The 19,703-nt window shown below is 30.7% G+C and carries 18 protein-coding genes; 16 read left to right on the plus strand and 2 right to left on the minus strand.

Annotated elements, in window-relative coordinates:
• Positions 1 to 97: 97 nt before the first annotated feature.
• From aroC to HMPREF2930_RS03715, 16 genes are all read left to right on the plus strand, one after another.
• Positions 98 to 1,264 (plus strand): chorismate synthase, encoded by a 1,167-nt coding sequence (gene aroC / locus HMPREF2930_RS03640; RefSeq protein WP_017176294.1) that lies wholly within the window; start codon positions 98 to 100, stop codon positions 1,262 to 1,264.
• Positions 1,265 to 1,302: 38 nt separating this feature from the next.
• The gene (gene aroB, locus HMPREF2930_RS03645; RefSeq protein WP_037541037.1) at positions 1,303 to 2,367 is read left to right on the plus strand and encodes a 3-dehydroquinate synthase; all 1,065 of its coding nucleotides are present in this window, start codon (positions 1,303 to 1,305) and stop codon (positions 2,365 to 2,367) included.
• Positions 2,368 to 2,377: 10 nt separating this feature from the next.
• Positions 2,378 to 3,676 (plus strand): 3-phosphoshikimate 1-carboxyvinyltransferase, encoded by a 1,299-nt coding sequence (gene aroA, locus HMPREF2930_RS03650; RefSeq protein ID WP_037541035.1) that lies wholly within the window; start codon positions 2,378 to 2,380, stop codon positions 3,674 to 3,676.
• 6 nt (positions 3,677 to 3,682) lie between these two features.
• The gene (locus HMPREF2930_RS03655; RefSeq protein WP_037541032.1) at positions 3,683 to 4,927 is read left to right on the plus strand and encodes a tetratricopeptide repeat protein; all 1,245 of its coding nucleotides are present in this window, start codon (positions 3,683 to 3,685) and stop codon (positions 4,925 to 4,927) included.
• 14 nt (positions 4,928 to 4,941) lie between these two features.
• The gene (locus HMPREF2930_RS03660; protein WP_017176298.1) at positions 4,942 to 5,481 is read left to right on the plus strand and encodes a YpiB family protein; all 540 of its coding nucleotides are present in this window, start codon (positions 4,942 to 4,944) and stop codon (positions 5,479 to 5,481) included.
• Between the two features lie 25 nt (positions 5,482 to 5,506).
• The gene (locus HMPREF2930_RS03665; RefSeq protein ID WP_037541030.1) at positions 5,507 to 6,124 is read left to right on the plus strand and encodes a DUF1405 domain-containing protein; all 618 of its coding nucleotides are present in this window, start codon (positions 5,507 to 5,509) and stop codon (positions 6,122 to 6,124) included.
• A 27-nt stretch (positions 6,125 to 6,151) separates the two neighbouring features.
• Entirely contained in the window at positions 6,152 to 6,850 is a 699-nt protein-coding gene (locus HMPREF2930_RS03670; RefSeq protein ID WP_017176300.1) for a zinc metallopeptidase, read from the plus strand.
• 200 nt (positions 6,851 to 7,050) lie between these two features.
• Positions 7,051 to 7,368 carry a nucleotide pyrophosphohydrolase gene (locus HMPREF2930_RS03675; RefSeq protein WP_017176301.1) on the plus strand — a complete coding sequence of 106 codons (318 nt, stop codon included), beginning with the start codon at positions 7,051 to 7,053 and terminating at the stop codon, positions 7,366 to 7,368.
• 22 nt (positions 7,369 to 7,390) lie between these two features.
• Positions 7,391 to 8,509 carry an N-acetyl-alpha-D-glucosaminyl L-malate synthase BshA gene (bshA, locus tag HMPREF2930_RS03680; RefSeq protein ID WP_037541028.1) on the plus strand — a complete coding sequence of 373 codons (1,119 nt, stop codon included), beginning with the start codon at positions 7,391 to 7,393 and terminating at the stop codon, positions 8,507 to 8,509.
• A 15-nt stretch (positions 8,510 to 8,524) separates the two neighbouring features.
• Positions 8,525 to 9,727: a CCA tRNA nucleotidyltransferase gene (locus HMPREF2930_RS03685; RefSeq protein WP_037541026.1), complete on the plus strand. Its 1,203-nt coding sequence runs from the start codon at positions 8,525 to 8,527 to the stop codon at positions 9,725 to 9,727.
• Positions 9,714 to 10,685, plus strand: coding sequence for a biotin--[acetyl-CoA-carboxylase] ligase (locus HMPREF2930_RS03690; protein ID WP_037541024.1), 972 nt, complete (start codon positions 9,714 to 9,716; stop codon positions 10,683 to 10,685). The genes HMPREF2930_RS03685 and HMPREF2930_RS03690 overlap by 14 nt, the downstream gene beginning before the upstream one ends.
• Before the next feature lie 29 nt (positions 10,686 to 10,714).
• Positions 10,715 to 13,423: a helicase C-terminal domain-containing protein gene (locus tag HMPREF2930_RS03695; protein WP_017176305.1), complete on the plus strand. Its 2,709-nt coding sequence runs from the start codon at positions 10,715 to 10,717 to the stop codon at positions 13,421 to 13,423.
• 106 nt (positions 13,424 to 13,529) lie between these two features.
• Positions 13,530 to 14,822 (plus strand): asparagine--tRNA ligase, encoded by a 1,293-nt coding sequence (asnS, locus tag HMPREF2930_RS03700; protein WP_017176306.1) that lies wholly within the window; start codon positions 13,530 to 13,532, stop codon positions 14,820 to 14,822.
• A 96-nt stretch (positions 14,823 to 14,918) separates the two neighbouring features.
• Positions 14,919 to 15,605, plus strand: a complete 687-nt coding sequence (locus HMPREF2930_RS03705) for a DnaD domain-containing protein (protein ID WP_002449719.1) — start codon at positions 14,919 to 14,921, stop codon at positions 15,603 to 15,605.
• Entirely contained in the window at positions 15,595 to 16,266 is a 672-nt protein-coding gene (gene nth / locus HMPREF2930_RS03710; RefSeq protein WP_002455326.1) for an endonuclease III, read from the plus strand. The genes HMPREF2930_RS03705 and nth overlap by 11 nt, the downstream gene beginning before the upstream one ends.
• Positions 16,259 to 16,594, plus strand: a complete 336-nt coding sequence (locus HMPREF2930_RS03715) for a YpoC family protein (RefSeq protein WP_002455327.1) — start codon at positions 16,259 to 16,261, stop codon at positions 16,592 to 16,594. The genes nth and HMPREF2930_RS03715 overlap by 8 nt, the downstream gene beginning before the upstream one ends.
• A 93-nt stretch (positions 16,595 to 16,687) precedes the next feature.
• On the opposite strand, the gene HMPREF2930_RS03720 is transcribed toward HMPREF2930_RS03715, so the two are convergent.
• Positions 16,688 to 19,054: a transglycosylase domain-containing protein gene (locus HMPREF2930_RS03720; RefSeq protein ID WP_017176307.1), complete on the minus strand. Its 2,367-nt coding sequence runs from the start codon at positions 19,052 to 19,054 to the stop codon at positions 16,688 to 16,690.
• Positions 19,051 to 19,677: a Holliday junction resolvase RecU gene (recU, locus tag HMPREF2930_RS03725; protein WP_029376824.1), complete on the minus strand. Its 627-nt coding sequence runs from the start codon at positions 19,675 to 19,677 to the stop codon at positions 19,051 to 19,053. Before recU ends, HMPREF2930_RS03720 begins: the two co-directional genes overlap by 4 nt.
• Positions 19,678 to 19,703: the final 26 nt, after the last annotated feature.

Raw genomic sequence — 19,703 nt, forward strand, 5'->3', positions numbered from 1 at the left:
ATTATTCTACACTAGTTATGTAATTTCGTTGAATATGATATGATAACAAATAATACATAATACTATTTAAAGTGGTAAAGGAAAGGAGCTATTATTCATGAGATATTTAACTTCAGGAGAATCCCATGGTCCACAACTAACAGTAATTATTGAAGGTGTTCCAGCTAACTTAGAAATGAGAGCTGAGGAGATAAATAAAGAAATGTTTAAGCGTCAAGGTGGCTACGGTAGAGGACGTCGAATGCAAATTGAAAAAGATGCAGTAGAAATTGTTTCTGGTGTAAGAAATGGCTTTACTTTAGGTAGTCCAATTACAATTGTAGTTAAAAATGATGATTTTACTCATTGGAGAAATATTATGGGTATTGAACCAATTAGTGACGAAGCACGAGAAAATATGAAACGTACAATTACAAAGCCAAGACCTGGTCATGCAGACTTAATTGGCGGTATGAAATATAATCATCGTGATTTGAGAAATGTACTTGAACGTTCTTCTGCAAGAGAAACAGCTGCACGCGTAGCTGTAGGAGCAGTGTCCAAAATTTTACTTTCTCAACTAGACATTCATATGTATAGTCGTGTTGTAGAAATTGGTGGAATTAAAGATGAAGGGTTATACGATACAGAAACATTTAAACAAAATATCGATAAAAATGATGTACGTGTGATTGATGAATCGATTGCTCAAAAAATGAGAGATAAAATTGATGAAGCTAAAAAGGAAGGCGACTCTATAGGTGGCGTAGTTCAAGTTATGGTTGAAAATATGCCAGTTGCAGTAGGTAGCTACGTGCATTATGATCGTAAACTCGATGGACGTATTGCGCAAGGTGTTGTAAGTATTAATGCCTTCAAAGGTGTCAGCTTTGGTGAAGGGTTTAAAGCTGCTGAAAAACCTGGAAGCGAAATTCAAGATGAAATTTTATATCATTCTGAAAGAGGTTATTATAGAGGATCTAATCATTTAGGTGGCTTTGAAGGTGGAATGACTAATGGTATGCCTATCATTGTAAATGGCGTTATGAAACCTATTCCAACTTTATATAAACCTTTAAATTCTGTAGATATTAATACTAAAGAAGATTTTAAAGCAACTATAGAACGTTCAGATAGTTGTGCAGTTCCAGCAGCAAGTGTTGTTTGCGAGCATGTCGTTGCTTTTGAAGTTGCTAAAGCTCTTTTAGAAGAATTCCAATCTAATCATATCGATCAACTTAAAGAACAAATTGAAGAACGTAGAAAGTTAAATATAGAATTTTAAACATCTTTTTTAATTAACCTTTAGAAATGAGGTATATCATGCAATTACAAACCACATATCACAGTAATAATTATCCAATTATTGTAGAACATCATGCATTTAAATATTTATCCGAATATATTCAAGATTACGATAAAGTATTCTTAATTATAGATGAATTTGTTGATTTTAATTTTAGAGATAAATTTGAAACAATATGTCACAATTCAAACATTCAAAAAGTTATCGTTCCTGCCGGCGAAAAAATGAAAACGTTTAATCATTATCAAGCTATCATGGAACAACTACTAGGAATGAATCTTACTCGTAATACTTGTTTAGTTGCTATAGGTGGTGGAGCCACAGGAGATTTTACAGGATTCTTAGCTTCTACTTTATTACGAGGTGTTGATTTTATACAAGTACCTACAACAATATTAGCGCATGACTCAAGTGTAGGAGGTAAGGTTGGAATAAATTCTTCCCATGGTAAAAATCTTATAGGCGCATTTTATAGACCTAAAGCAGTCATATATGATTTGGATTTTTTAAAAACTTTACCTTATCATGAAATTTTAAGTGGATACGCTGAGGTGTATAAGCATGCTTTATTGACTGGCACAGTTGCTACAGAAGATATTGAAAAACACTTTTCAGATAGAAAAACACTTGAATCACTTAAAGATATGGATCAATTTATTTTTAAGGGCATAAAAACAAAACTAAACATTATTATAAAAGATGAAAAAGAAAGTAATGTTAGAAAATATTTAAATTTAGGTCATACCTTTGGACATGCAGTAGAATATAAGTATAAAATACCTCATGGTCATGCCATTATGATTGGGATGATTTATCAATTTATTGTGGCAAATCATCTTCTTGGCACACAATTTGATATTCAACATTACATTAATTATATGAATCAATTAAATTATCCGCTGGATTTAATCCAGCAGATTGATTTTGAAGAAATGTATCAATATATGTTATCAGATAAAAAGAATAATGGTGAAGGTATTCAAATGGTTCTACTCGAGAAATTAGGCAAACCTAATGTATATCATGTAGAAAAAAATATATTGAAGCAATCATTTAAACAACTACAATTATTAGTAGAGTAGGTGAAATACTGTGACAACAAGTCAAATAATAGATATTCATGGTCCATTAAAGGGTGAGATAGAAGTGCCCGGAGATAAATCTATGACGCATAGAGCAATTATGCTATCGTCACTCGCTAAAGGTAAATCAATTATTGAACAACCGCTTCTAGGTGAAGATTGTTTACGTACGATTGAAATTTTTAAACTCTTAGGTGTGGAGATTGAAATTGAAGAACATCGTCTTATTGTTAATTCTCCAGGATATCAACATTTCAATATACCACATCAAACGTTATATACTGGAAATTCTGGTACAACAACGCGCTTACTTGCTGGTCTTTTAAGTGGATTGGGCATAGAGTGTGTTTTATCTGGAGATGCATCGATAGGAAAACGACCTATGAATCGTGTTTTAAGACCTTTAAAATTAATGAATGCAAATATTAACGGTATTGAAAATAACTATACACCACTTATTATTAAGCCTTCAGCCATTAATGGCATCAATTATCAAATGGAAGTCGCAAGTGCTCAAGTTAAAAGTGCAATTTTGTTTGCAAGTCTATTTTCAAAAGAAGCATCACAAATTACAGAATTAGACATAAGTAGAAATCATACTGAAACGATGTTTAAACATTATCAAATTCCAATACAAGTAAATCAAAAAGTGATTACAACATCTCCTTATGCTATAAGCAATATTCAACCTAAAGACTTTGTAGTACCAGGAGATATTTCTTCGGCCGCTTTCTTTATTGTAGCTGCTTTGATTTCTCCTGGAAGTGATATTACAATTCATAATGTTGGCATCAATCCTACACGTTCAGGTATTATAGATATCGTTGAACAAATGAATGGTAACATTGAGTTATTTAATGTTACAGAATCTTCAGAACCAACTGCGTCGATTAGAGTTCAGTATACGAACAACTTGAAACCCATCACAATTGAAGGAGATTTAATTCCTAAAGCAATTGATGAATTGCCAATTATTGCTTTGTTATGCACTCAAGCTTCTGGTACAAGTATGATTAAGGACGCAGAGGAATTAAAGGTAAAAGAAACTAATCGTATTGATACAACTGCAGATATGCTTAATTTACTAGGTTTTAAATTACAAGCTACTGAGGATGGATTAATTATTCATCCCTCTAAATTAACTAGAAATGCTATAGTAGATAGCTTAACTGACCACAGAATTGGCATGATGCTTGCAGTCGCATCTATTTTAAGTGATTCACCATTAACGATACGTCAGTTTGATGCAGTAAATGTATCATTCCCTGGTTTCTTGCCGAAATTAAAGCTTTTAGAAAATGAGGGATAAAATATTATGGAAGATATCTATAAATTAATAGACGATATCAATCTTCAAAAATTAGATCATTTAGATACACGTGTAAATGAAGCATTAACTTCCAATAATGATGATGCTTTATTTATTTTAGGAGAAACATTATATCACTTTGGATTAACACCTCAAGGTCTTGAAGTGTTTAGAACGTTATATCATAAGTATCCAGATGAAAGTGAACTATTAATTTATTTTATCGAAGGGCTTATGTCTGAAAATCAGACAGACGAAGCATTAGAATATTTAAATCAAGTTGAATTGTCACCTGAAAAATTAATGTTAGAAGCCGACTTATATCAACAAATCAATATGACTGAAGTTGCTATTGATAAATTAACTGAAGCGCGTGAATTAGAACCTAATGACCCAATTATTCATTTTGCTTTAGCAGAATTACTTTATTTTGATGGACAATACCTTCGTGCTACACGAGAATATGAAGTTGTTTTAGATACAGGCGAATATGAAATAAATGGAATTAATTTATTTTCAAGAATGGCTGATTGTGCGTTACAAAGTGGAAATTATAGTGATGCTATACAGTTATTTGATGAGATTAGTGAAGATGAAATGATCTCTGATGACTTTTTCAAAAAAGCTATCGCATATGAAAAAAATGATCTAACTCAAGAAGCTATAAAAATTATGACTACACTTCTTTCTAAAGATCCAGACTTTATTCAAGGTTACTTTTATTTACAATCTTTATATGAAAATGAAAAAAATTATCCAGATGCGATTGAAACAGGTAAAGAAGGGTTACGTCTTAATCAATTTTATAAAGAGCTCATGGTTTCTACCGGTAGTTTAGAAATTGAACATGGAGATGCGAATGAGGGGGTAGAACTTCTTAAAAAAGCACTTGAAGTAGATAATGCTTACCATGAACCTTTACTTATCTTAAGTGATTTATTCCGCCAAGAAGAAGATTATGAAGCCATCATTTCACTCCTATCTTATGTAGATGAAGAAGATTTTGACCCTGTCTTTATGTGGCACTTAGCACATGCATATGGGGAAGAAGAAAGAGATACTGAAGCCCAACATTTCTATGAATTGGCTTATCCGACATTGAAATCTCAGAGTTTATTCTTAAGCGATTATTATTTTTATTTAATTGAAATTGGCCAAAAAGATAAAGCTAAAGTATTGCTTAACGAGTTATTAATCATTGATCCAACTAATGAAACTTGGAATGAAGAATTGAGTAGATTGAATGACTAGAGTGGGTGTTAAAATTGAATGACACATTAGTTAAAATGAAACAAAGCTATATTGAATATGCTTTGTTTCATTATCATTTTAAGTCCAGAATTAGTGTGTGGCTATTAAATTATTTAAAAGCTTCACCGCTAAAATTAAATTGTAGTCATTTTGTAAATAAGAAAATTAAAAGTCATATAACCCTTGAAATTGGCCTAAAACACTCCAATTTCTCTGCAATTAAATTAACAAAAGACGATCAAACATTAATTAATACAAATGAAATATTCAATTATATAGCTTCTAAAGATATTTGTATTGATATATTCATTCACTTTGAATACAACGATGAGCAAGATTGGCGATTAAATGAGCTCATAATTCAACAATTAATATATTCTGATCAATATCTTGCATATCTTAATAATATATATCACTTAAATCTTGATCTAAATAAAAAGTATTCATTAATCGAACAATTAGAACATCATATCGATGTAAGTTTACAAATGAAAGATCAACAACGCTTTTATCAATTATCACAAATTTTGAGTGTATTAACTCATCACTCATAGATCAAAATTAAAGGAATTATAACTTATGCCTACTTTAAGACAACTATGGGAATTATCATTATATCAACGTTCCATACTCGTAATATTGCTTATATGTAATGTTTTAGGTACCATTTATGGTTTTATATGGTATGGTGATCAATTACTTAAGACACAATGGCATTATCTAATTTTTGTACCAGATAGTCCTATTGCATCGCTATTTTTATGTATATCAATTTGTTTAATAATTTTAAATAAACAAAATAGTATTATTGAAGGACTAGCATTTGTAACTTTATTTAAATATGGTTTATGGGCTGTCATTATGAATTTTATAATGATAATTAATAATGATGATATAACTATTATGAATGTATTTTTAATTATTAGTCATGGAATTATGGTACTTGAAAGTATCTATTTTTATCCACGATTCAACATCTCTATGCTCAGTTTGTTTATCTCTATGATATGGGTATTTAACAATGATTATGTAGATTATATATTAAAGAAATATCCTTATTATGATTTTATACAGCAACACGTTAATTTAGTTGCTTTTATCGCGCTATGGCTAAGTATTATATCACTTATGCTTTATTATAATTTTAATAAATTAATAAAGGTTAAATTATTTGCTAAAAAAATCGATAGTCAGTAGAATATGATTAAAGGAGAGTGAAATTGATTGTCTATAGTGTCTTATATTATATATATCGTCATTATTATGCTCATTCCAATGTGGGCTCAACACAAAGTAAAATCAAATTATGAAAAATATTCACAGGTAAGATCAACAAGTGGTAAAACTGGTCGTGAAGTAGCAGAAGAAATTCTTCATGCTAATGGAATTTATGATGTAGATGTAGTTAAGGGCGAAGGCTTTTTAACAGACCACTATGATCCAAATAAGAAAGTAGTTTGTTTATCTCCTGCAAACTTTGACCGTCCTTCAGTAGCTGGTACAGCTATTGCGGCACACGAAGTTGGACACGCTATTCAACACCAACAAGGTTATGCATTTTTACGTTTTAGAACTGCTTTAGTACCGTTAGCAAATATTGGTAGTTCATTAAGCTACATCGTTATTATGGCTGGTATCTTTTTAACAGCATTAGGTAGCGCTTTTGGCTCAACTGCATTATGGATTGGTGCTGGGTTAATGTCATTAGCAGTTTTATTCTCAATCGTGACATTACCAGTTGAATTTGATGCAAGCTCAAGAGCTATGAAACAAATTACTGCACTTAATATTGTGAATGAAAAAGAATATAAACATGCGAGAAAGGTATTATCAGCAGCAGCTATGACTTATGTAGCAGCAACAGCTACAGCTGTAGCCGAACTTGTTAGAATTATTTTACTAGCACGTGCAAATGATAACTAAAATACCTTTATAAACTAACTTAAGTTTAAATCTTGTATAATAACATTTAAGATTTTCAAATAGTTATACCGAGCGAAATATGAATTCAAAAATGAATTCTGTTTCGCTCTTTTTTATACCCCATAGAATAGAATTGATAAAATGCATTAACAAGTAATTTGAGATATACTTAGTAAGAAACGGAAAAAAGGAGAATGATGATGAAATCTTTAAATCAAATGCAAAAAGAAGTAGATGACTATATTAGTCAATTTAAAGCGGGTTATTTTTCTCCATTAGCTAATTTAGCCCGTCTAACAGAAGAAGTGGGCGAACTTGCAAGAGAAATCAATCATTATTACGGTGAAAAGCAAAAGAAACCAACGGAAGAAGAAAACTCTGTTAAAGCTGAATTAGGAGATAATTTATTTGTTTTACTTTGCATTGCTAATTCCCTTGGTATTGATATGACAGAAAGTTTTAATGATACAATGGAGAAATTTAATACTAGAGATAAAAACCGATTTGAACGTAAATAATGGATAGAAAGGTGGTTATTTTATGAAAATAGGTATTACATGTTATCCGTCAATGGGTGGCTCAGGTATCATAGCAACTGAATTAGGTATTAAAATGGCAGAAAGGGGACATGAAGTTCACTTTATTACGTCAAATATTCCTTTTAGAATTCGTAAGCCGTTGCCTAACATTACTATCCATCAAGTCGAAGTAAATCAATATGCAGTATTTCAATATCCACCGTATGATATTACATTGAGCACAAAAATATCTGAAGTCATTAAAGAGTATGATTTGGATATCTTGCATATGCATTATGCTGTACCACATGCTGTATGTGGTATTTTAGCACGTCAAATGGCTGGAAAAGATATAAAAATTATGACAACATTACATGGTACTGATATCACAGTGTTAGGCTACGACCATTCACTTAAAGGTGCTATTAAATTTGGCATTGAACAAAGTGACCTCGTGACTAGTGTCAGTCAGTCATTAGCTAAACAAACACAATCAATTATTGAAACAGATAAAGAGATTATTCCTATTTATAATTTTGTTCGAGAAAAAGAGTTTCCTACACAACATGAAAATCAATATAAAGAGCTTTACGATATAAAGCCTGAGGAAAAAGTTCTTATACATGTATCAAACTTTAGAAAAGTCAAACGTATTGACACTATTTTAGAAACTTTCGCTAAAGTCCATAAACATATACCAAGTAAGTTGATCTTATTAGGTGATGGCCCAGAACTTTTAGATATGCGTAAAATAGCAAGATCATTACATATCGAAGATGATGTATTATTTTTAGGTAAACAAGCTCAAGTTAGTAAATTTTATCAAATGGCTGATTTAGTTTTACTGTTAAGTGAAAAAGAAAGTTTTGGTCTTACACTATTAGAGGCAATGACTACGGGAGTAGTACCTATAGGTTCAAATGCTGGAGGTATTAAAGAAGTCATCAAACATGGTGAAACAGGTTATATTGTAGATGTAGGAGATAGTGAACAAGCAAGTGATTATGCACTAAAATTATTAACAGATGAGGAACTCTATCAAAAATTACAAAGTAATATGCTTAAAGATATTAAACAACGATTTAGTTCTGAACTTATCGTCGATCAATATGAATATTACTATAAAAAAATGTTGAATTAAAAAAAGAGGATTAATATGGGTAATGAATTATTTGAAAAAGCTCTGCCAATTCTTAATCAAATAGAAAAACATCATTTCGAAGCTTATTTTGTAGGCGGGGCAGTCAGAGATTACATTATGCATCGTACAATTCATGATATTGATATCACTACAAGTGCGATGCCAGATGAAATTGAAGATATATTTGAACACACTATTCCAATTGGAAAAGAGCATGGAACAATCAATGTTGTTTTCAACAATGAAAATTACGAAGTGACGACATTTAGATCAGAAGGTGATTATTTAGATCACCGTCGTCCAAGTGAAGTTCATTTTGTGAGAAATCTCTATGAAGATGTACAACGTAGAGATTTCACTATCAATGCTATTGCTATGGATAAAAATTATAAAATATTTGATTACTTTGGTGGTCAAAAGGATATACAATCAAAATTAATACGTACAGTAGGGAATCCAAGTGAACGATTTAAAGAAGATGCATTAAGAATTATTCGTGGACTTAGATTTCAGTCACAACTTACATTTGATATTCATACTGAAACCTTTGAAGCAATGCAATTAACTTGTTCGAACATTGAATATTTATCAATCGAACGAATTGTTGTAGAATTTAAAAAATTAATCTTAGGAAGTAATGTTAAACAGAGTTATCATAATTTATTATCTTTAAAACTTTTTAATCATATTCCATTTTTTAATGAATTAGATATGACATGTGTTTACATCAATGAACCTCTTGAATTTGAACAATGGTTAGCCATTTTACTTATAAAAAATGATACGCTTCCTTCTTTAAAGCAATTAAAAATTAGTAATAAAGAAAAATCAGATATACATACATATATTGATATTATTGAAACATTACCTCAAATTACTTCTAAAGATGCTTTAAAATTATTTGTTTATGATTATAGTGACTATTATATCTTAAAGGTTTTAAATATTTATTCTGTACTTCAAAATAATCAAATTCCTACCGCTTCAGAACTTATTATCAATTCTCTTTCTATTAAACAAGTCGTTCAACACCTCCAATTACATGAACGTAAAGAAATGGATGTGAATGGAAAAGATTTACTTGATCATTTTAATAAAAATGGTGGCCCTTGGTTAAAAAATGTATTGAGAGAAATAGAATGTGCGATAGTTACTGATAAAATCAAAAATAACAAAGAAGAAATTTTGAAATGGGTGAATGAAAATGTCAAAATATAGTCAAGATGTCGTTAAAATGTTATATGAGCATCAATCAGAATATATTTCTGGTCAATACATTGCGAATCAGCTTAATATATCGAGAGCTGCTGTAAAAAAAGTAATTGATCAATTAAAAGCAGATGGATGTGATATTGACTCAATTAATCATAAAGGACATAAGCTTAATGCATCGCCAAATCGTTGGTATAGAGGCATTATCAATAAAGTACTAGAGTCTAATCATTTAGTATCCAAAATTGAAGTATATGATAGTGTTGAATCTACTCAAACTATTGCTAAACAAAGCCTTGTTGATAATCAATACACCATGTTAATTTTAAGTGATGAGCAAACAAAAGGTCGTGGTCGTTTCAATCGTAATTGGTCTTCTTCAAAAGGAAAAGGGTTATGGATGTCTGTTGTTTTAAGACCTAATGTCTCATTTGCAATGATTCCAAAATTTAATCTTTTTATAGCTTTAGGAATTAGAGATGCTATCCAAGCATTTTCTAAAGACAAAGTAGAGATTAAATGGCCAAATGATATTTATATTAATGATAAAAAAGTATGTGGATTTTTAACAGAAATGGTAGCAAATGCTGATGCAGTTGAGGCTATAATATGTGGTATTGGTATTAATTTAAACCATCAAGAAGAAGATTTTTCTGATATTATACGTCATCGTGCTACAAGCATTCGCTTGCACTATTCAGAAGAAATCAATCGATATCAATTTTTAAAACGTTTAATTGAGGAAATTGAAAAGCGTTACCATCAATTTCTTAATTCTTCATTTGAAACGATTAGAGATGAATACATTCGTACATCTAATATTTGGCATCGTAAGTTAACATTTACTGAAAGTGGAGAACAATTTATAGGTGAAGCTATTGATATTGATAATGATGGCTTTTTAATTGTCAAAGATGAAGATAATCAGATGAGACGACTGATAAGCGCAGATATAGATATATAAGCATACGGATAGAATTAGGAGAGATAGATATGGCATATACAAGTTTTGCGGTAGTAGATTTAGAAACAACCGGAAACCAACTTGAACATGATGAAATTATACAAATTGGTATTACATTTGTACGTGATAATAAAATATCAGGAACTTATCATTCAATGATTCGTACTGATTTGGAAATCCCACCATTTATCCAAGCTTTGACTTCTATCGAAGAAACTATGCTAGAACAAGCACCGTATTTTTATGAAATTGCTGATGACATATACGAACAACTCAAAGATTGTATATTTGTAGCCCACAATGTTGACTTTGATTTAAATTTCATTAAAAAGGCATTTGAAAAAAGTAATATTCATTTTAAACCTAAAAAGGTGCTTGATACCCTGGAATTATTTAAAATTGCATTTCCTACTGAAAAAAGTTACCAATTAAGTGAATTAGCAAATGCTCATAATATACCTCTGACAAATGCACATCGAGCAGATGAGGATGCAACAACAACGGCCTATTTAATGATTAAAGCTTTTAAAAAGTTTGAGTCATTACCTATAGATACCTTAAAGCAATTATATTATTTAAGTAAGCATTTAAAATATGATTTATTTAACATTTTATTTGAAATGGTCAGACAACATCATAATCATGATATAGATTATCAGTATGCTCAATTTGAACAGATTATCTATAAAAAACAACAAGACTTAAAAGTACCACAAATTGAATTTAAAGGTTCATTAAAAGATTTATATCTAGAAGTTACAACAGCACTTGAACTTACTTATCGCCCACAACAACTCTATTTGTCAGAAATTATTTTAGAGCAGTTAATGCATAATGATAAGGCACTTATTGAAGCACCTTTAGGAAGTGGTAAATCACTAGCATACTTATTAGCTGCATTGATGTATAACATTGAAACAGGCAAACATGTAATGATTTCAACAAACACGAAATTACTTCAACATCAATTACTTCAAAAAGATATTCCTAGTATTAATCGCGCGCTAGATTTCAAAATTAATGCTGCACTTATCAAAAGTAAAACAGACTATATTTCACTAGGATTGATAAGTCAAATTTTAAAAGATGATACAGCTAACTATGAAGTGAATATTTTAAAAATGCAATTACTTATATGGATATTAGAAACAAATACTGGAGACATACAAGAGTTAAATTTAAAAGGTGGTCAGAAAATGTATTTTGACCAAAAATTAGAAACTTATGTTCCAGTAAGGCACGATATTCATTACTATAATTATATAAAACGTAATGCTCAAAATATTCAAATTGGTATTACTAATCATGCGCATCTTATTCATTCAGATCAAGAGAATTCAATCTATCAGTTATTTGATGATTGTATCATTGATGAAGCACATCGTTTACCTGATTATGCTCTTAATCAAGTGACCAATGAATTAAACTATTCTGATATCAAATATCAGTTAGGTTTAATAGGGAAAAATGAAAATGAAAAGCTTCTTAAATTAGTAGATCATTTAGAGCAACAACGTATTTTAGAACGATTAGATATTCCACCTATTGACGTGTTTGGTCTAAAATCTAATATTTCTGATTTACACGAACTAAATGAAACCCTATTTAATCATATTTTTGATATTGTTCAACACTCAGACGTACATGATGATGATGTACATCGATATCATTATGTATTCGACTTTGATGCTACACGTATTCTAAAAGATTTGCATGCAATTGTAGACAAAATCAACAAAACTTTAGAATTTTTTAATGGTATTAACCATAAAACAATCAAATCTATACGTAAGCAATTACTTTACATTAACGATAATTACAGACATATAGAACTAAGTTTAAAACAAAATCATACTGCCTTCATATCTATCAAAAATTTGAATCAAAAATCGACCATACGTCTAATTGTAAAAGATTATGAAGTCCGTGATATTTTAACAAAGCAAGTGCTCGAGAAATTTAAATCATTAACATTTATTTCAGGCACACTTACATTCAACCATTCGTTTGAGGCATTTAAAAACTGGTTTAAAGAAGATGTAGAATTTAATACTTATGAAGTACAGTCATCACTTCAAAATCATAAATCAACAAATATTTACATTCCAAGCGATGTTGTTTCTTATGATTTTAAAAATACAGAAGATTATGTAGCATCTATTGTAGACTATATTCAAGAGTACGTCACTGTAACACAATCTAAATGTCTCGTACTTTTCACAAGTTATCGAATGATGCATATGGTACAAGAGCTATTAAATGAATTACCGATATTTGACGATTATGTTATTTTGACCCAACAACAAAATCAAAACTATAAAATTGTTCAACAATTTAATCATTTTGATAAAGCTATTTTGTTAGGTACATCAACATTCTTTGAAGGATTTGACTATCAATCTAATGGTATTAAATGTGTGATGATTGCTAAATTACCATTCATGAATAAATATAATACAAAGCATTGGTTAATGGATTCAGAATTTGAATCTACATTTAAAGATTATGTCTTACCTGATGCTGTAACGCGTTTTAGACAAGGTCTAGGTAGATTGATTCGTAACGAAGATGACAAGGGGCTCATTGTTTCCTTTGACGATCGTTTAACAAATAGTAACTATAAGCGTTTTTTCGAACAATCGTTAGAATCTTATTCTCAAAAAAAAGGGGATATTCAACAATTTAGTAAATTACTTTACCGCATGCAGGCAAGTAAACTGAAAAACAGAAAAAAATAGTTTATTTTAAATAATGAGAACACTATTCAGGTGCTAGAAGTTCACTTTCTATTTTGATAGAATAAATAAGTATTGTATAAAAAGAAAATAAAGTAGGAGTTTGATTATGAAAACAACAATTAAACAAGCAAAACAATACATTAATCAAGAAGTCACAATTGGCGCTTGGTTAACAAATAAACGTTCAAGCGGTAAAATCGCATTTTTACAATTACGTGATGGTAGTGGATTTATGCAAGGTGTTGTCGTTAAATCAGAAGTCGATGAAGAAACATTTAAACTTGCTAAAGACATTACACAAGAATCATCACTTTATGTCACAGGTACGATTACAGAAGATAATCGTTCTGATTTAGGCTATGAAATGCAAGTAAAATCAATTGATGTCATTCATGAAGCTCACGATTATCCAATCACACCTAAAAACCATGGTACAGAATTCTTAATGGATCATCGTCACTTATGGTTAAGATCTAAAAAGCAACATGCAGTAATGAAAATTAGAAATGAAATCATTAGAGCAACATATGAATTTTTTAATGAAAATGGCTTTACTAAAATTGATCCGCCTATCTTAACTGCAAGTGCACCAGAAGGTACTAGTGAATTATTCCATACTAAATACTTTGATCAAGATGCATTTTTATCTCAAAGTGGTCAATTATATATGGAAGCTGCAGCTATGGCACATGGACGTGTCTTCTCATTTGGACCAACATTTAGAGCTGAAAAATCTAAAACAAGACGTCATTTAATTGAGTTCTGGATGATTGAACCTGAAATGGCATTCACAAATCACGAAGAAAGTTTACAAGTTCAAGAACAATATGTATCTCATATCGTAAAATCTGTATTAGAACATTGTAAATTAGAATTAAAAGCGCTAGATAGAGATACGAGTAAATTAGAAAAAGTATCTGCGCCATTCCCACGCATCTCTTATGATGATGCTATCAAGTTCTTAAAAGAAGAAGGATTTGATGACATTGAATGGGGTGAAGACTTTGGTGCGCCACATGAAACAGCTATAGCCAATCATTATGATTTACCAGTATTTATTACAAATTATCCAACTAAAATTAAACCATTCTATATGCAGCCAAACCCTAACAACGAAGACACAGTTTTATGTGCAGATTTAATTGCACCAGAAGGTTATGGTGAAATTATTGGTGGTTCTGAACGTATTAATGATTTAGAATTATTAGAACAACGTATCGATGAACATCAACTTGATACAGAAAGTTATAACTACTATTTAGACTTACGTCGTTATGGTAGTGTGCCACACAGTGGTTTTGGTTTAGGTTTAGAACGCACAGTTGCATGGATTTCAGGCGTTGAACACGTGAGAGAAACATCACCATTCCCACGTTTATTAAATCGTTTATATCCATAAAATATCACGTTTTATAAATCATACATGGGGAGTGAGACTAAATGATGTTATTCATGTCTCACTCCCACTTTTTACAATAAGAAAGAGAGGGGTATCATGGACACACATCAACTTAAAACTCGTCCTGTTGTAGTTAGAAGGGAACTTTTCGATCATTACAATGAATTAGGTTTAAATGAAAAAGATTTAGTCATTTTGATTAAGTTGATTTATGCCGCTGAAGTTTCTAATAAACAACCCTCAATAGAATTTTTGCAAAAAGGTTCAAATATGGAGCCGAGAGAAATAACATCAATTATTCAAAATTTAATTCAGCGTGATTTACTTGCACTACATGTAAGTAAAGATGAGGAAGGAAAATTTACTGAATATATGAATTTAAATCGTTTTTACGAAAAGTTAAGTGATATTTTAACTCAAGAAAAAAATGAAACTACACATCATCAAACGCAACAAAACTTTAAGGAATTATTTCAATATATTGAACAGTTGTTTTCGAGACCCTTATCACCATATGAAATCGAAACGCTCAACCAATGGATTGATGTAGACCAACATGATTACACTTTAATACGTGCTGCATTAGATGAAGCATATAGTCATGATAAATTAAGCTTTAAATATGTTGATCGTATCTTATTAAATTGGAAGAAAAACAATGTAACAACTTTAGAAGAATCTAACAAAGTGAGAGAAAAATTCAATAAACCTAAATTAACTCATACTGTAAAACATATACCTAAATTTGACTGGTTAAATGGAGAGAATCTAGATGGTAAGTAAGAAAAAAGCATTAGAAATGATTGACGTTATTGCAGATATGTTTCCTGATGCAGAATGTGAATTAAAACATGATAATCCCTTTGAATTAACAATAGCTGTATTATTATCTGCGCAATGTACAGATAATTTAGTTAATAAAGTGACACGTTCACTTTTTAAAAAATATAAAACTCCTGAAGATTATTTAAAAGTAGATATAGAAGAATTGCAGAATGATATAAAATCAATAGGTTTATATCGTAATAAAGCAAAAAATATTAAAAAATTATGCCAATCTTTACTCGACCAGTACGGTGGACAAGTTCCTCATACACATAAAGATTTAGAAAGCTTAGCTGGAGTCGGACGAAAAACAGCGAACGTTGTCATGAGTGTAGCTTTTGATGAGCCTTCTTTGGCAGTAGACACACACGTTGAACGTGTTTCAAAGCGTCTAGGTATTAATAAGTGGAAAGATAATGTTAAACAAGTAGAAGAACGTTTGTGTGATATTATTCCAAAAGAAAGATGGAGTAAAAGTCATCATCAACTTATCTTTTTTGGACGTTATCATTGTATTGCTCGAAAACCAAAATGTGATATTTGTCCATTACTTGAGGATTGTAGAGAAGGGCAAAAACGCATGAAAGCAATGAAAAAGGAAGTCGGAACAAATGATTAATAAATCACAATTTGAATCGCTAGAAAATGAACTTGATGTCTATGCTAAGAAAAGACAACTAAATTCTGATTTAGCAAAACAATATATCGATGATTATTTTGAACTGCTTCTTTTGTTCTTTAAACAAATTAATGAAATAGAGTCTATTGATTTAAATCATTTAGACCAATATCCAGTTGTTCCTATGAATTTTTTAGAACGATATCAATATATGTTAAAAAGAAAATACCACTTTATGGGGTATAGTCAAATGAAAACATTAAAAAATGAGCTTATTAAAATGAATGCTTCATATCAAATTAGAAGAAAAAATCAAAATAATAATTAATATGAAAGATAGTCTAGAGCAAAGTTGTTCTAGACTTTTTTTAATTAAAAAAACGACATAGCCTTATAAAAGACTATGTCGTTTTTAAAGCTATTACGACGCTTTTCTAAAATTAAAAATCGTGTTTGCTTTAAATATGTTAGATAAACTATTATTGTTATTTGTATTATCATTATTATTATTTTGTTGAGTTAATGTGGTACTATTGTTAGCACTGTTGTTCGTAGTTGAATTATTTGCTGAGTTATCAGTTGTATTACCTGTGTTCGTTGTTGATGTAGTATTTGAGTTGTTATCACTGGTAGAATTAGAATTGCTTGAACTATTTCCTGTACTACTAGAATTACTTGATGAGCTACTATCTGAATTGTTAGTAGACATATTATCATATTTACTTCCTGAAGTTGTATTATTATCTGGATGATCTTTAACTGATAATGTACTTGCACCTGAACCAGTAACTGAATCAGGTTTTTTGAAGTCTCCGTCATTACTTGAAGTAATATCTGACATCACATCTTTATATAGATATTGTGGATATTCTTGTTCAGAATGTCCTAAGAATGAATCTTCACCGCCTGGTTTAATTTGGCTGAAGCCCATCCAAATTGACATTGTATATTTAGGTGTGAAACCATTCATCCAAATATCTTTAGCTGCATTGTCAGGTAAGTTATATTGATTATTAACTTCTGTGCCATAAGTACTTGTACCTGTTTTAGCACCCATATTAACGCCAGCAACACCATGACCGTAAGCAGACCCATATGGTTTAAATGTACCAGTTAACATTTCTGCAAGCATATAAGCAGTATAATCTTCCATGGCTTTATGACTTGTATGATCAAATTCGATAGTTTCATCATCAGATGTTACAACTTTGCGAATTGAATGCGCATTATTGTAAGTACCACCATTAGCTATTGATGCAAATGCTGATGCTAATTGAGTAGGTGAGAATTCAGAAGCACCACCACCTAAAATTTCAGATGGTCCTAAATCAATTTCATAATCTAAACCAACTTTAGACGCAAAATCTTTTGGAGCATCTTTACCTGCACTTGATGATACTTGCTGCCAAGCTTTTAAAGCAGGAATATTAAAACTTTGTCTTAATGCATCATATGCCGATACTGTACCATGACCTTGCCCATCATAGTTACGGAATGTACCACCATCAATGGAATAACTTGATTCATCTTGCATTACGTGGTTTGTAGCCCATTGCATATTTTCAATTGCTGGACCATATGATAAGAATGGTTTCAGTGATGAACCAGTCAAGTGTGTATCTGTAGCAGCATTACGATCAACGACATCTCTATAATTTCGTCCACCGGAAATGGCTACAATGCCTCCAGTTTTACTATCAAGAATGGTTGAGCCTACTTGTTGGTCATCATTTTTATAGTAATTACCATTATCAATGCGATCTTGAAGCGTTTTTTGAACGTCTTTATCCATATTCGTATAAATCTTAATACCACTTTGCATTAAATCACTATAATTTTTATTTTTAAAGTGTTTATTACCTATTAATTCAGCTTTAACAAAATTAACGTAAGAATCATACTCACTATTAGAATCATCATTAGATATTTGACGTTCTTTTGTTGTACGTTTTACTAAATTATCTTCTAATGAAGTAGCTTTAGCTTCTTTCCACTGTTTATCAGAGATTCTATTATGGTAGTGCATTAAGTATAAAACAGTTTCTTTACGATTTTCAGCTTCTTTTGGGTTATCATAAATGTTATACAGGTTAGGAACTTGTGGTAAACCAGCTAGATAGGCCTCTTCAGCTAAATTAAGTTCATTTAAATTTTTATTAAAGTAATATTTAGCTGCAGCCCTAACGCCATATACACCATCTGAGTAATAAATTTTATTTAAGTACATTTGGAAAATATCATCTTTACTGTACTCTTGCTCTAAACGGTAAGATAGATAAGCTTCTTGCGCTTTACGTCCAATCGATTTCTTTTCTGAAAGGAATGAACGCTTAACCACTTGTTGTGTTAAAGTAGACGCCCCTTGGGAACCAAAACCACCAGTTACGTTCTTACCAATAGCACCAAATAAACGTTTATAGTCTAACGCACCATGTTCATAGAAGCGATTATCCTCAGTTGCTAACACGGCATTTTTCATATTTTTAGGAACATCTTTCAAATCAACATGTTCTCTACGTGCGCCATTGTCTAATTTCTTAACCAAGTCCCCGTTTTTATCATAAATTTCAGCAGGCTTTGGATCTTGTAATTTAGACTCATTAAATGCTGGAGCTTTCCAAGCATAGTATGCAAATAGAAGTATACCAAGTAGAAGTAACACGATAAAGGCAATGAATAAAAAGCCTATAATCTTAATAATCGTTCTTTTTACATTCTTATTCTTTTTTGATTTGGATTTCCCATTTTTGCCTTTATTTGGTTGGGAAGATCCTTTATTTTCCGTCATACGCGGTCCTCACTTTCATCTAATATCAACTTATCAACAGCCTTAAGATAATTCAATCTAGGTTGATACTGATAAGGAATATAGTAACTATTTTTTTTGATTTCTTCAACTGTTATTGATTTTTTTATTTCCTTTTTATATCTTTCCCAAAAAGGTTCAAACTTCGAAAAAGGTAATAGATATACCTCATCAAGCACTTTAAATCTAATCAGTAAAAAGACGAGTCCTTTTTGTAGAAAACAACTTTTCATATGTTCTACTTGATGATCATGGATATTATTTAAAGGGAAAGACGTTTTATTTTTCGTTTCTTTCGCTTCAAAATCAATGTAATAGCCTCGATAAACGCCATTATAATCAGTTGTAGAAGGTGTTCGAAAGTATGCTTCATTAATTACAGCTTTACTTCTTTTAGGATAATGAACATTTACAATTTGAATAGGAGTAGGTTTCTTATGTATAACAGCCACACCATGCTTAAAATAGTAATTGTTAGATTGTTCAATATCTTTTTCGAGAGTCATACCTCGTCCACCATATTTAATGTTACTAGAAGCATCACTTTGATTACTTCCAACCTTAGTAGGATTTAGTTTGAATGGTTTTCCATTTGGATAATTTATCATACTCACCACACAAATTTAATATT

Origin of the sequence: Staphylococcus sp. HMSC068C09, from assembly GCF_001813735.1 — a bacterium.
Classification (GTDB): domain Bacteria; phylum Bacillota; class Bacilli; order Staphylococcales; family Staphylococcaceae; genus Staphylococcus; species Staphylococcus hominis.